Below are 13,311 nucleotides of genomic sequence, written 5' to 3'. Positions count from 1 at the left end.
CCGCGCCCGCCGATACTGCGCCATGGCCAATGCCCTCGTCTGGTTCCGCAACGACCTGCGCCTGTCGGATCAGCCTGCGCTGGCCGCGGCCCTGGCCGCCGGACAGGTGCCCGTGTGCATCTACATCCACGAGCCGGAGGAGGAGGGCGACTGGGCGCCCGGCGCGGCCTCGGACGCGTGGCGCCACCATTCGCTGGCCGCGCTGGATGCCGACCTGCGCGAGCGCGGTTCGCGCCTGCGGATCTTCCGCGGACCGAGCCGGGCGGTGCTCGAGGCGCTGGCGGCCGCGTGCGATGCCGAGGCCGTGTACTGGACCCGTCGCTACGAGCCGGCCGTCGAACGTCGCGACGCGACCATCAAGCGGGCGCTGCGCGAGCAGGGACTGCGCGCCGAGAGCTTCAACGGCGCGCTGATGTTCGAACCCTGGCAGCGCGCGACCAAGCAGGGGGATCCGTACCGCGTGTTCACCCCGTTCTGGCGCTCGGCGCTGGCGAACTGGCACATGCCCGCGACGATCGACGCGCCGCGTTCGCTGCCCGACCTCGACGGGGATCCGGACGGCATCGCGCTCGAGCAGCTGAAGCTGCGCCCGGCACGCGGCTGGGACGCGACGTTCTGGGACCACTGGATCCCTGGCGAGGCCGGCGCCCACGAGGCGCTGGACGTCTTCGTCGACGGTGCGCTGCGCGGCTATCGCGAGGGCCGCGACCGGCCCGACCAGGTCGGCACCTCGCGCCTGTCGCCGCACCTGCATTTCGGCGAGATCGCGCCGTGGCGCGTCGTGTCCGCGCTGGAGGAGGTTCGCACGGCCGCCAACGGCGCCTACGTCCGCGAACTGGGCTGGCGCGAGTTCGCCCACCACCTGCTGCACCATTTCCCGCACACCCCCGAGGGTAATTTCAATCCGCGCTTCGACGACTTCGCATGGGCGAAGCGCGACGGCCGTACGCTGGAGGCCTGGCGCACCGGCCGTACCGGCGTGCCGATCGTCGATGCCGGGCTGCGGGAGCTGTGGCACACCGGCTGGATGCACAACCGCGTGCGCATGATCGTGGCCAGCTACCTGTGCAAACACATGCGCCAGCACTGGCGCGAGGGCGCGCGCTGGTTCTGGGACACGCTGGTGGATGCCGACCTGGCGAACAATACCCTCGGCTGGCAGTGGGTGGCCGGCACCGGCGCCGACGCGTCTCCGTACTTCCGCGTTTTCAATCCCGTGACGCAATCGTCCAAGTTCGACCCGGACGGACGCTACGTCGCCCGCTGGGTGCCGGAACTGGCCGGGCTGCCGGTGTCGCTGCGGCACGCGCCCTGGACGGACCCGGGCAAGCTGCGCCGCCACGCGCCGGATTATCCGCCGCATCCGATCGCGGATCTCGCCGCCGGACGGGAGGCGGCGCTGGCGGCCTACCGCGCACTGAAGGACGGGGCGGGCGGCTGACGCCTGCCGCGGGTTCGCCGCGCATCGAGCGACGCGTCGCTCCCCTGCGCCCCGTGATGGGCAGCGATCGTTCCCGACCCGCATCCGCAGCGCCTGCGGAGTGTCCTGGCGGCGTACCCTGGCGCGCTCCATCCGAACATCCACAGTTGCCGCGACGCCGGCCGGCGCGATCGCCGGCAGGTCGCGCGATGACGGCGCGAACGGGTTTCCTGAACAGCGACAGTGCGGCGCGGATCCGGGGCGATTCCCGTCACCCGCCGTTGGCGGACGCCGTGGTGTGATGGCGACCCCTTCACATCGACGCGGGCGCCGCCCGCGCCCAGGAGACCGCACCCATGCGCCAGAAGAACGCGATCGCCGCCTCGGCCATCCTCGCCGGCTCGATGCTGCTCACCAGCTGCGCGACCTACACCGGTCAGACCAACGCCCCCGACGATCCCAACCGCACCCGGAACAACGCCCTGATCGGTGCCGGCATCGGCGCTGTGGCCGGCCTGCTCAGCGGCGGCGACGCCACCGAGCGCCGCCAGCGCGCGATGGTCGGCGCCGGCGTCGGTGGCCTGGCCGGCGGTGCGATCGGCGCCTACCAGGATCGCCAGGAAGCCGAACTGCGCCGCCAGACCGCGGGCACCGGCATCCAGGTCGACCGCGAGGGCGACACCATCAAGCTCAACCTGCCCGATGGCGTGACCTTCGACTTCAACCGCACCGAGCTCAAGCCGCAGTTCTACCCGGCGCTCAACAACGTCGCCACGACGCTGCGCCAGTACAACCAGACCATCGTCGAGGTCAGCGGCCACACCGACAACGTCGGCGGCGAGGCGGTGAACCAGCGCATCTCCGAGCAGCGCGCGCAGAACGTCGCCACCTACCTGATCGGCCAGGGCCTGCAGCGCGAGCGCTTCGAGGTGGCGGGCTTCGGCTACCGCTACCCGGTGGCCGACAATGCCACCGAGCAGGGTCGCGCGCTCAATCGTCGGGTCGAGATCCGGATCGTGCCGCTGCAGTCGTAAGCGGATCGACGCCGTCGCGCGTCGTCTCGATTAGAACGTAGGAGGGCCGCTAGTGCGGCCCTCTTTTTTTGAGGGGCCATTGCCGCGACTGCGCTCGCACTTCCCGGCGCGCAAGGGAGCTCGAGGCGGCATTCACGTTCCGCGAATGGAGCGCTTGCTCCAATCGGAACGGATGCGACGCGCGCCGCGCGTCGCGCCCGTCCGACGAGCATGCAATCCGCAGGATCGACCCCGTCATCCGCCGCTCCCGCGCGCCCGCGACCGGTCCTCGGCAGGCGCGAGGCATTCGCGGTCACGATCGGTATCGTGGTCGGCGCCGGCATCTTCCGCACCCCTTCGCTGGTGGCTGGCGCGGCGCCGGACGAGGTCGCGATGCTGCTGGCCTGGGTCGGCGGGGGCCTGCTCTCGCTGGTCGGCGCGCTGTGCTACGCGGAACTCGCCACCACCTATCCCGGGCCGGGAGGCGACTACGCCTACCTGCGGCGCGCCTACGGCCTGCGCCCCGCATTCCTGTATGCATGGGCCCGGTTGACGGTGATCCAGACCGGTTCGATCGTGCTGCTGGCCTACGTGGTAGGCGACTACATGCGCCAGTTGCTCGATCTCGGGCCATGGTCGTCGTCGATCTATGCCGCGGTCACGGTGGCGATGCTGACGCTGTGCAACTGGTGGGGCGTGCGCCAGGGCGCGGGATTGCAGAACGTGCTGACCGCGGTCGAAGTGCTGGGCCTGTGCCTGGTGATCGCCGCCGGCCTGCTGTTCGCTCCGGACGCGAGCGCGCTGCCGCGCCCGGCCGAGGCCAGCGACGGGTCGCTCGGGCTGGTGCTGGTGTTCGTGTTGCTGACCTACGGCGGCTGGAACGAGGCGGTGTACCTGACCGCGGAGGTGCGCGACGCGCGCCGCTGGATGCCGCGGATCCTCACCCTGAGCCTGATCGCGATCGCCGCGCTGTACGTGCTGGCGAACCTGGCGTACCTGCGGGTGCTGGGGCTGGGCGGGATGGCGGCGTCGGACGCGGTCGCGGCGGACATGATGCGCGCGGTCTTCGGCGGCACCGGCGCGAGCGTCATGAGCGCGATCGTGGTGGTGGCCGCGCTCACCTCGGCCAACGCCACGCTGATCACCGGCGCGCGCGGGGTGTATGCGGTCGGGCGGGATTTCCCCGCGCTGGGAATGATCGGCGACTGGAACGGCCGCCACGGGTCGCCGCGGGGTGCGGTGCTGGTGCAGGGCGGGCTGTCGCTGGCGCTGGTGGGCCTGGCCGCCACCGCGCTGGACGGCTTCCGCATGGCGGTCGAGTACACCGCGCCGGTGTTCTGGCTGTTCTTCCTGCTGGTCGGCGTGGCGCTGTTCGTGCTGCGCCGGCGCGACCCCGGTGCCAGGCGTCCCTTCCGCGTGCCGCTGTATCCGGCGCTGCCGCTGCTGTTCTGCGCCACCAGCGCATACCTGCTGTACGCGAGCCTGGCCTACACCGGGTTCGGCGCGCTGGTGGGCGTGGCTGTGCTTGCCGCCGGCGCGCTGCTGCTACCGTTGCTCCATCCGTCGCCGCATCCAAGGGAGTCTTCGCCATGACCGTCCGCCGGACATTCGCCCTCCTGCTGCTGTGCCTGCCGCTGCTGGGCGCCTGCGCCGATGCGCCGCCGGAGCCGGAGGTGCCGGCGGCGTCCTCCGCACGGGCGGAGTCGTCCGCGCCCCCTGCAACGGACGGCGATGCCAGCGAGGCACCCGGCATGGTCTACCGGGATTCGTACACCCGCGAGGCGCGCCCGCCCGGCTACCGCGAACCTGACGTGATCTACGTGCCCACCCCGCAGCCGGTGGTCGACGCCATGCTCGAACTCGCGGGCGTCGATGGCAGCGACCTGCTGTACGACCTGGGCTCGGGCGACGGCCGCATCCCGATCACCGCCGCGCGCCGGTTCGGCATCCGCGCGGTCGGCATCGACATCGAGCCGGTGCGCATCCGCGAAGCGAACGCCAACGCGCGCGCCGCCGGCGTGACCGACCTGGTGACCTTCCGCCAGGAGGACCTGTTCGAAGCCGACTTCAGCGAAGCCTCGGTGGTCACGCTGTACCTGCTGCAGAGCCTGAACCGGAAGCTGCGTCCGAAGCTGCTGGCCGAGCTGCGGCCCGGCACCCGCATCGTCAGCCATGCCTTCGACATGGGCGAGGACTGGCCGCCCGAGCAGGTGCGCCAGGTCGACAGCAGCACCATCTACCTGTGGACGGTGCCGAAGCGGTAGCCGCGCTGCCGGTCGGCGGTCGGCCCGCCATGTCCCGGGGCGAAGCGCGCGCACGAGCGACGCGGACACAAAAAACCCCAGCCGGGCCGCGGCTGGGGTTCGGTGTTGGTGGAGGTGGCGGGAATTGAACCCGCGTCCGAAGGCACTCCATCCCCGGTTCTACATGCTTATCGCGTCGTTGGATCTCGCTCCGGGACAGCACGGCGCGCAGAGCGCATCCCGGAACCAGCCTGTGAGTTCAACCGCGGCAGACAGGCAACCGTCGCGGCTGGTTCCCGTGATAGTGACCCTACATCCACGAGCACGGGCACAAGTGGGTTCGGGGCTTACGCCTTAAGCGGCGAGAGCGTAGTTGTCGTCGTTGGCAACTATGAGTTTGCCGCTGGATTTACGAGGAAAGCTGCCCCCTCGGCATGCACCAGATGATTTCGCGACCCCCGTCGAAGCCAGTGCACCCCCGGGGACGTCATCACGCTGACGCAGTGAGTATAGGGCCGGCCGGGGGCGGTGCAAGGGTGCGGCCGGGGAATGCCTCGCTGCGTTCAGATGGGCCGCCGGCGCGCGCCGGCATGCGCCGCGTCGACCGTTCGCTGCGCACCTGCGCCGGGCCGCAGCGACCGGCGCGGGCGGACCGGGCCTCCGGGCCGGTATGCTGTCGCGATGCCGCGTCGGATGCCCGGGGAGCCCAGGAACACGCCCAGGACGGACGCCGCCCGCCCGGCGCCGCGACGCGGCTACGTGCTGGCGGCGCTGGTGCTGATCGGCGCGCTGCTGATGGTCTGGCTGTACGCACAGGCGGCCGGCGAGCGCGAGCAGCGCGTGCGCCAGGCCGAGTTCGTCGCCCAGACCAACGAGATCGCGATGCTGCTGCGCCAGCGCCTGTTGCACTACGAGCTGGCTCTGCGCGGCGGCGTCTCGCTGTACTGGTCCGTGTCGCGGCCGACCCCGCGGCAATGGCGGGACTACGTCGGCGGGCTCGACATCGAACGGCAGTTCGACGGCCTGCTGGGGCTGGGCTACGTCCCATACCTGCGGCGCAGCGACCTGGAAGCGCTGCAGCTGGCGATGCGCGAGGAGGGGCAGGGACTGTTCCAGATCCGCCCGCATGGCGCGCGCGAGGCCTACGGCCCGATCCTCATGCTCGAACCGCAGACGATCGGCAACCGCAGCGCGATCGGCTTCGACATGTTCGCCGAGGCCACGCGCCACGAGGCGATGGCCGCCGCGCGCGACAGCGGCGAGGTGCGGCTCAGCGCCCCGGTGGACCTGATCCAGCGCGGCCGCGATGGCCGCCGCAACGGTCTGCTGATGTACGCGCCGATCTACGCCAACGGCATCCAGCCCTCGAACCTGGCGGCGCGCCGGGCGGCGATCTCGGGCTGGATCTACGCCCCGTTCCACGCCCGCACCTTCATCGACGGCGCGCTGGCGCAACTGGGGGCGGGCGAGGCGCTGCGGATCGTGGACATCGGCGAGGGCGAGGCCGGCATGGTCGTCTATGCCGCCCCCGGCTTCACCGACGGGCCGGAGGCGGGGGTGCTGCGCCACAGCGACACCCTGGACGTGTACGGCCGGCGCTGGCGGGTGGACTTCCAGTCGCCCGTGGTGGGCGACGGCGCCGCGGTCGGAGGGTACTCGTCGGACCTGCAGACGACCGTCGCCGCGGGAGTGGTCGTGTCGCTGCTGCTTTTCGCGGTGGTGCTGGCGCTGGCGCATACGCAGTCGCGTGCCGAGCGGCTGGCCGAAGCGATGAGCGAATCCTACCGGCGCAGCGAGCAGCGGTTCCGCCACGCGATGCTGTATTCGGGCAGCGGGATCGCGCTGCTGGACGGGGCAGGGCGCATCGTCGAAGCGAATCCGGCGCTGGCGCGCATCGTCGGGGCGCCGCCCCAGGCGCTGCCGGGCACCGCGTTTGCCGACAGCTTCGTCGACCCGGCGGTGGAGGTGGCACTGGGCGGGGAGCAGGCGGGACCGACCACCCTGCAGCTGCGTCGCAGCGACGGCGACATCCGGCTGGTGGAGCTGGTGCACACCGCGGTCCCCGGCGACATCGGCAGCGACGTGGCCGCGCTGGTGCAGGTGGACGACGTCACCGACCGCCTGCGCGCCGAACAGGAGGTACGCCTGCTCAACCGGACGCTGGAGGCGCGGGTCGAGCAGCGCACGCGCGAGCTGACGCTCGCCAACCACGAACTGGAGTCGTTCGCCTACAGCGTCTCGCACGACCTGCGCGCGCCGCTGCGCACCGTGGAGGGTTTCAGCCGGCTGCTGGGCGAGCGCTTCGCCGCATCGATCGGCCCCGACGGCCAGGACTACCTGGCGCGCGTGCGCAACGCGGCCAACCGCATGGATGCGCTGATCGATGCACTGCTGAAGATGTCGCGGATCACGCGCGATCCGCTGCAGCACGCCGATGTCGACCTCTCCCGGCTCGCAGGGGACGTGATCGCCGACCTCCGCCAGGCCGATCCCGGGCGCGTGGTGGAGGTGCGCATCGCCCCCGGCCTGCACGCGTGCGGCGATCCGGCGCTGCTGCGCAACCTGCTGCAGAACCTGCTCGGCAACGCGTGGAAGTTCACCGGCGCGCGCGCGGACGCATGGATCGAGTTCGATGCCGATCCGCATGCGGAGGTCGCGCCCGGGCGCGTCGCGCTGCTGGTGCGCGACAACGGCGCCGGCTTCGAGCCGGCGTATGCGTCCAAGCTGTTCCGCCCGTTCCAGCGCCTGCACGGCGCCGACGAGTACGAAGGCCACGGCATCGGCCTGGCCACGGTGAAGCGGATCGTCGAACGCCACGGCGGCACGATCCGAGCCGAAGGCGTGGTGGGGCAGGGCGCCACGTTCCGCTTCACCCTGCCGGCGCCCGGATCGGACGGCCACTGCTAGGCCGCACCGCGACGACCCGGCGCGGGATCAGGCGTCGCGGTTGTGCGCGCGCATCACCCGCTGGCGGTCGCGCGCCCAGTCGCGGTCCTTCGAGGTCTGGCGCTTGTCGTGCGCCTGCTTGCCCTTGGCCAGCGCCAGTTCGGCCTTGACCTTGTTGCCCTTCCAGTAGAGCGCGATGGGGACCAGGGTGTAGCCGTCGCGCTGCACGCGGCCGATCAGGGTGTCGATCTCGCGCCGGTGCAGCAGCAGCTTGCGGGTGCGGTAGGCGTCGGCGACCACGTGGGTGGAGGCCTGGATCAGCGGCGTGATCTGGGCGCCGAACAGATACAGTTCGCCGTCGCGGACCACGGCGTAGCTTTCGCCGATGTTGGCGCGGCCGGCGCGGATCGCCTTCAGTTCCCAGCCCTGCAGCGCCATGCCCGCCTCGAACCGCTGCTCGAGGTGGTAGTCGTGGCGCGCGCGCTTGTTCAGCGCGATGGTCCGGTCGCCGTTTGCCTTATCCTTGCCCTTCTTTGCCATCCGGCCATTGTCCCCGAAGCCGGCCACGTACGCGAGCCACATGCCCACGATCGAACGCAGCGCGCTGGTGGAACACTCCGCATCCCGGATGTTCGAGCTGGTCAACGACATCCCCGCCTACCCGCGCCGCTTCGACTGGTGCGAGCAGGCGGAACTGCTCGAAGCCGACGAAACCCGGATGCTGGCGCGGCTGGAACTGGGGATCGGCGGCTTTCGCACCTGGTTCACCACCGAGAACACGCTTTCGCCGCCGCACCACATCGACATGGCGCTGCGCGACGGCCCGTTCCGGCGCCTGCAGGGACGGTGGCGGTTCCACGCCCTGGACGAAAGCGCGTGCAAGGTCTCGCTGTCGCTCGAGTTCGAGCCGCAGAGCAGCCTGATGCTGCCGGTGCTGTCGCTGGGCCTGCGCGGGCTGGCCGACCGCATGGTCGACGATTTCGTGCGCGTGGCCGACGCCGAGGCCTGAGGCGTGGTGGCCGGCGTGCGGGTGCAGGTGGTCCGCGCCTGGCCGGACCGTTTCGACACCGAGGATCTGTCCCTGCCCGAGGGCGCGACCGTCGCCGACGCGCTGGCCGCCACGCGCATCGCGCAGGCCGGCGTGGCGGGCACCGCGGTGTACGGCGAGCGCGTGCAGCCGGACGCGCCGCTGCGGGACGGGGATCGACTGGAATTGCTGGGGCCGCTGCTCGCCGACCCGAAGGATGCCCGCCGCCGCCGCGCCCAGGCGCAGGCCGGCCGGACGCGCCGTTAGCGGCGCTGGTTGCCCTTTTCGCGCGGCAGGTTGCCGAAGCGGCGCATGCGCTCGGACAGTTCCTTGTCCTGCTCGGCGAAATACTCGCCTTCCCATCGCGCCAGCTGGTCGTTCTCGAACCACAGGGTCATGTTCTTGACCTCGGTGCGGCCGCGGCGGTCGGTGCGCTCGGTGGCGGTGTAGTCCCAGCGCTGGTGGTGGAACGGATCGGCGATCGAGGGCGAGCCGAGCAGGGTGAGCACCTGCTGCTTGTCCATGCCGACCTGGAGTTGTTCGATGGCCGACTGTTCGATCAGGTTGCCCTGGTAGATCGGCTGCTTGTACAGCAGGCCGCAGCCGGCGGTGGCCACGGCGATCAGGGCGACGAGCGCGAAGCGGGACATGGGCATGGAACGCGGGCCTGCTCAAGGGTCGGCTGGAGTGGCGCGATGATACACTCCCGGCCGCATCGCGACCGGCACCCAGGCAGCTGGCGCTAAACCGCCTGTGAACGGGAGACCCCATGGAATCGATGGATCTGCGCAAGGCCGGCCTGAAGGTGACGCATCCGCGGATGCGCATCCTCGAACTGCTGGAGCTCAAGACCCCCCGGCAGCACATGACCGCCGAGGACATCTACCGCCAGCTGCTTGAGCAGGGCGACGAGATCGGCCTGGCGACGGTGTACCGCGTGCTGACCCAGTTCGAGGCCGCGGGCCTGGTGACCAAGCACAACTTCGAGGGCGGGCACGCGCTGTACGAACTTGACCGCGGCGACCACCACTACCACATGGTCGACATGAGCAGCGGCCAGATCACCGAGTTCGAGAGCCCGGAAATCGTGGCGCTGCTGAACAAGATCGCGGGCGAGCACGGCTACGTGCTCGACGAGCATTCGCTGGTGCTCTACGTCCGCCGCAAGCGCTGAGCTCCGCGCCCCCGGTGCCGCGGCTCAGCCTGCGGCGCCCAGCAGTCGGCGCGCCGCCGCCCGCGCTTCCTTCGACACTTCGATTCCCCCGAGCATGCGCGCCAGTTCCTCCTGGCGCTGCTTCTGGTCCAGGCGCTCGACCGCGCTGTGGGTCAGCCCGTCGCGGTCGGCCTTGCTGACGCGGTAATGCGCGTGGCCCTGCGCCGCGACCTGCGGCAGGTGGGTCACGCACAGCACCTGGCGGCTGGCGCCCAGCGCCCGCAGCTTCTGGCCGACGATCTCGGCCACCGCGCCGCCGATGCCCGAATCGACCTCGTCGAACACCATCGTCGGCACCGCGTCCGAACCGAGCGCCGCGACCTCGATCGCCAGCGAGATCCGCGACAGCTCGCCGCCCGACGCCACCCGGCGCAGTGGCCTCGGCGGCTGGCCGGCGTTGGCCGACACCAGGAATTCCACCCGTTCGCCGCCCTGCGGATCGGGGCGCTGCTGTTCGACCGGTTCCAGCGCCACCTCGAAGCGGCCGCCGCCCATCCCGAGCTCAGCGATCAGGGCGGTGGTCGCCTGCGACAGCCGTGACGCGGCGGCGCCACGCGCCTTGCCCAGCGCGTCGGCCGCGTCCCGCCAGCGGGCGGAGGCGGCGGCGATCTCGCCATCGAGGCCCTGCAGGCGGGTGCCGGCGTCGCGCAGCGATTCCAGTTCGCGAACGAAGGCCGCCTGCCGCTCGCCCAGTTCGGCGGGCGCGACGCGGTGCTTGCGCGCCAGTTCGTGCAGGCGGGCGAGGGTGGCGTCGAGGATATCGAACTGGGCCGGGTCCACGTCGAGGTCGTCGCGGATGCGCTGCAGAAGGAGCGCGGCCTCGCCGACCTGGATCGCGGCGGAGTCGAGCATCGCGTCGACTTCGTCCAGCCGCGGCTCGTGCGCGCGCTCGCGGGAGAGGCCGCCGCGCAGCTGTTCGAGCCCGTGCACCAGCGACGGCCCGTCGTCACCCGCCAGCGTGGCCAGCGCAGTGTCGCAGGCGGCGATCAGTCCGGCGGCATGGGCCTGACGGCGATGGCCGGCCACCAGTGCGTCGATCGCCCCGGGGCGCAGGTCCTCGCGCTCGAGTTCGGCGATCTGGTGGCCCAGCCAGTCGATGCGCTCGGAGACGTCGCCCGTGCGCGACAGCGACTCGCGTTCGCGCAGCAGCGCGTTCCACTGCGCCGCGGCCGCGCCCACCGCCGCCAGTTCGACCTCGTGGCCGCCGAAGGCATCCAGCAGCGCCAGCTGGCTCGAACGCTCCAGCAGCGCCTGGTGCTCATGCTGGCCATGGATCTCCACCAGCAGTCCGGCCAGCTGCGAGAGCTGTGCGAGCGTCGCCGGGCGGCCGTTGATCCAGGCCCGCGAGCCGCCGTCGGCGCGCAGGGTGCGGCGCAGGGTGCAGGCCTGGCCGTCGTCGAACTCCTGCTCGCGCAGCCACTCGAGCGCGGCGGGAGCGTCGACGGGGTCGAATTCGGCGTGCAGCTCGGCGCGGGGGGCGCCGTGGCGCACCATCCCGGCATCGGCGCGCAGCCCTGACAGGAAGCCCAAGGCATCCACCAGCAGCGACTTGCCGGCGCCGGTTTCGCCGGAAATGACGGTCATGCCCGGGCCGAATTCGAGTTCGGAGGCCGAGACGACGGCGAAATCGCGGAGGGTCAGGCGCCTGAGCATGGCCGCACAGTGTAGTCGCCGCCATCGCAACAGCCGAGACGCAATGCGCGTCTTTCGCATCGCACGGGAGCAGGACTGACGGCCCCGCGGCGGGGGCGCGACCGCCACGGGCCGCATTGCCGTCGTCGGACGGCCCGCGTGCGGCGCCTCGACTTCGCGCCGCGGCCGCCGAGCTTGCGGCCCGCCGAGCTCAGGCGGTCTAATCGGGACGATGGCCGCACGCCCGCCCGCCGGTACCCTCGATCCACGCGCCCGCCAGCTGCTGCGGACCCTGATCGCGCGCCACATCCGCGACGGCGAGCCGGTCGGCTCGCAGACCCTGGCCCGGCATTCGGGGCTCGACGTGAGCGCGGCGACGATCCGCAACATCCTCGCCGACCTGGAAGAGCAGGGCCTGCTCGCGGCGCCGCACACCTCGGCCGGCCGGATCCCGACCGCGCAGGGCTATCGGGTGTTCGTCGATTCCCTGCTGCAGGTGCAACCACTGCCCAGCGCGGAGCTGGTGCGGCTGCGCGGCGAACTGGCCGGCGCCGGCGCCGGCACCACCCAGGCGCTGCTCGGCAGCGCCTCGGAGCTGGTCTCGGCGATGACCCATTTCGTCGGCGTTGTCTCGGTGCCGCGTCGGGAGCAGTTCGCCTTCCGCCACATCGACTTCGTGCCGCTGGACGGGGCGCGGGTGATGGCGATCCTGGTGTTCGCCGACAACGACGTGCAGAACCGCATCATCCAGACCCGGCGGCCCTTCGAGTCGGGCGAACTGGAGCGCGTGGCCAATTACCTGAACGCGCATTTCGCCGGCCGGCCGGTCGCCGAGATCCGCAGCACCCTGGTGCGCGAACTGCAGGCCGCGCGCGACGAGATGGAGGCGCTGCTCTCGCACACCGTCGAGCTGGCCGAGCAGGCGCTGGCCCCGGCCGACAGCGACGACATGCTGGTGGCCGGCCAAACCCGGCTGATCGGCGTCCAGGACCTGTCCGACCTCGATCGCCTGCGGGACCTGTTCGAGGCCTTCGCCCGCAAGCGCGAGATTCTGCAGCTGCTCGAGCGCACCATCCGCGCCCCGGGCGTGCGCATCTTCATCGGCGAAGAAACCGGGCTCGCGCCGCTGGAAGGGGTGTCGCTGGTGACCGCGCCCTACGGCGCCCCGGGCAAGGTCCTGGGCGTGCTGGGGGTGATCGGCCCCACGCGCATGGCCTACGACCGCGTGATCCCGGTGGTGCAGGCCACCGCCGACCTGCTGGGCGCCGCCTTGAATCCCGACCCGCCGGCCCCATAGCTGGCGGGTCGGCGGCCTCGCGACCGCCCCAGCCAGCCAGGACATGACGACCGAACCCATGCACGATGCCGCCCCGGCGGCCGAGGACACGCTCGCGCCCGAGGCGCGGATCCAGGCCCTGGAGGCCGAACTCGAACAGCTCCGCGCGCAGTCGCTGGTCGACCGCGCGGACCTGGAGAACCAGCGCAAGCGGATGGAGCGCGACGTGCGCAACGCCTGCCGCTTCGCCAACAAGCAGCTGCTGGGCGACCTGCTGCCCGTCTTCGACAGCCTCGAGGCGGCGCTGGTCAACGCGCCCGCCGAGGATCCGCTGCGCGACGGCGTGGTGCTGACCCTGCGCGAGCTCACCCGCGTGTGCGAGAACAACGGCCTGGTCGAGGTCGCGCCCAGCCAGGGCGAAGGCTTCGACCCCGAGCGCCACCAGGCCATGAGCGCGGTGGAGACCGACCAGGTGCCCCCCGGCGCCGTGGTCCAGGTGTTCCAGAAGGGCTACGTGCTCAACGAACAGCTGCTGCGCCCCGCGCTGGTCGCGGTGGCCAAGCACGACTGACGCGCGGCAGGGGCCGGACCCGGCGTCGGG

The 13,311-nt window shown here is 71.7% G+C and carries 13 protein-coding genes and 1 other RNA gene; 10 read left to right on the top strand and 4 right to left on the bottom strand.

Translation table 11 applies throughout. From position 1 onward, the window contains the following. Positions 1–22: 22 nt before the first annotated feature. The 4 genes from QFW80_RS05005 to QFW80_RS04990 all read left to right on the top strand — a co-directional run bounded on the left by QFW80_RS05005 (position 23) and on the right by QFW80_RS04990 (position 4,697). Complete coding sequence (locus tag QFW80_RS05005; RefSeq protein WP_280600260.1) at positions 23–1,441, top strand: cryptochrome/photolyase family protein; 1,419 nt, start codon at positions 23–25, stop codon at positions 1,439–1,441. Between the two features lie 335 nt (positions 1,442–1,776). Beyond that, on the top strand, positions 1,777–2,454 hold the full coding sequence (locus QFW80_RS05000; RefSeq protein ID WP_425603500.1) for a YiaD family glycine zipper/OmpA-like lipoprotein: 678 nt from the start codon (positions 1,777–1,779) through the stop codon (positions 2,452–2,454). A 210-nt stretch (positions 2,455–2,664) separates the two neighbouring features. Beyond that, positions 2,665–4,026 carry an APC family permease gene (locus QFW80_RS04995; protein ID WP_280600259.1) on the top strand — a complete coding sequence of 454 codons (1,362 nt, stop codon included), beginning with the start codon at positions 2,665–2,667 and terminating at the stop codon, positions 4,024–4,026. Next, on the top strand, positions 4,023–4,697 hold the full coding sequence (locus tag QFW80_RS04990; protein ID WP_280600258.1) for an SAM-dependent methyltransferase: 675 nt from the start codon (positions 4,023–4,025) through the stop codon (positions 4,695–4,697). The genes QFW80_RS04995 and QFW80_RS04990 overlap by 4 nt, the downstream gene beginning before the upstream one ends. Positions 4,698–4,803: 106 nt before the next feature. On the opposite strand, the gene ssrA is transcribed toward QFW80_RS04990, so the two are convergent. Next, positions 4,804–5,156: a transfer-messenger RNA gene (ssrA, locus tag QFW80_RS04985) on the bottom strand. Between the two features lie 201 nt (positions 5,157–5,357). Between ssrA and QFW80_RS04980 the strand changes: the two genes are divergently transcribed. After that, the gene (locus QFW80_RS04980) at positions 5,358–7,583 is read left to right on the top strand and encodes a CHASE domain-containing protein (protein ID WP_280600257.1); all 2,226 of its coding nucleotides are present in this window, start codon (positions 5,358–5,360) and stop codon (positions 7,581–7,583) included. A gap of 27 nt (positions 7,584–7,610) precedes the next feature. Here the strand turns inward: QFW80_RS04980 and smpB are convergent, their stop codons facing one another. Then, on the bottom strand, positions 7,611–8,102 hold the full coding sequence (smpB, locus tag QFW80_RS04975; RefSeq protein WP_280600256.1) for an SsrA-binding protein SmpB: 492 nt from the start codon (positions 8,100–8,102) through the stop codon (positions 7,611–7,613). A gap of 40 nt (positions 8,103–8,142) precedes the next feature. Here smpB and QFW80_RS04970 point away from each other — a divergent pair, with 40 nt between their 5' ends. Continuing rightward, positions 8,143–8,571 (top strand): type II toxin-antitoxin system RatA family toxin, encoded by a 429-nt coding sequence (locus QFW80_RS04970; protein WP_280600255.1) that lies wholly within the window; start codon positions 8,143–8,145, stop codon positions 8,569–8,571. A 6-nt stretch (positions 8,572–8,577) separates the two neighbouring features. Beyond that, positions 8,578–8,856, top strand: coding sequence for an RnfH family protein (locus QFW80_RS04965; RefSeq protein ID WP_425603499.1), 279 nt, complete (start codon positions 8,578–8,580; stop codon positions 8,854–8,856). Here QFW80_RS04965 and QFW80_RS04960 read toward each other — a convergent pair. Then, positions 8,853–9,239, bottom strand: coding sequence for an outer membrane protein assembly factor BamE (locus tag QFW80_RS04960; protein ID WP_280600624.1), 387 nt, complete (start codon positions 9,237–9,239; stop codon positions 8,853–8,855). The genes QFW80_RS04965 and QFW80_RS04960 overlap by 4 nt on opposite strands. A gap of 119 nt (positions 9,240–9,358) precedes the next feature. Here QFW80_RS04960 and QFW80_RS04955 point away from each other — a divergent pair, with 119 nt between their 5' ends. Beyond that, positions 9,359–9,763, top strand: coding sequence for a Fur family transcriptional regulator (locus tag QFW80_RS04955; protein ID WP_280600253.1), 405 nt, complete (start codon positions 9,359–9,361; stop codon positions 9,761–9,763). 24 nt (positions 9,764–9,787) lie between these two features. Here the strand turns inward: QFW80_RS04955 and recN are convergent, their stop codons facing one another. Next, the gene (gene recN / locus QFW80_RS04950; RefSeq protein WP_280600252.1) at positions 9,788–11,455 is read right to left on the bottom strand and encodes a DNA repair protein RecN; all 1,668 of its coding nucleotides are present in this window, start codon (positions 11,453–11,455) and stop codon (positions 9,788–9,790) included. A gap of 211 nt (positions 11,456–11,666) precedes the next feature. Here recN and hrcA point away from each other — a divergent pair, with 211 nt between their 5' ends. Beyond that, positions 11,667–12,731 (top strand): heat-inducible transcriptional repressor HrcA, encoded by a 1,065-nt coding sequence (gene hrcA, locus QFW80_RS04945; RefSeq protein WP_280600251.1) that lies wholly within the window; start codon positions 11,667–11,669, stop codon positions 12,729–12,731. A gap of 43 nt (positions 12,732–12,774) precedes the next feature. Then, positions 12,775–13,281 carry a nucleotide exchange factor GrpE gene (grpE, locus tag QFW80_RS04940; protein WP_280600250.1) on the top strand — a complete coding sequence of 169 codons (507 nt, stop codon included), beginning with the start codon at positions 12,775–12,777 and terminating at the stop codon, positions 13,279–13,281. Positions 13,282–13,311 lie beyond the last annotated feature (30 nt).

It is taken from the genome of Luteimonas rhizosphaericola (genome assembly GCF_029888045.1).
Taxonomy (GTDB): Bacteria; Pseudomonadota; Gammaproteobacteria; order Xanthomonadales; family Xanthomonadaceae; genus Luteimonas; species Luteimonas rhizosphaericola.
The sequence above is the reverse complement of the archived record's forward strand: the minus strand, read 5'-3'. Positions and strand labels throughout refer to the sequence as shown.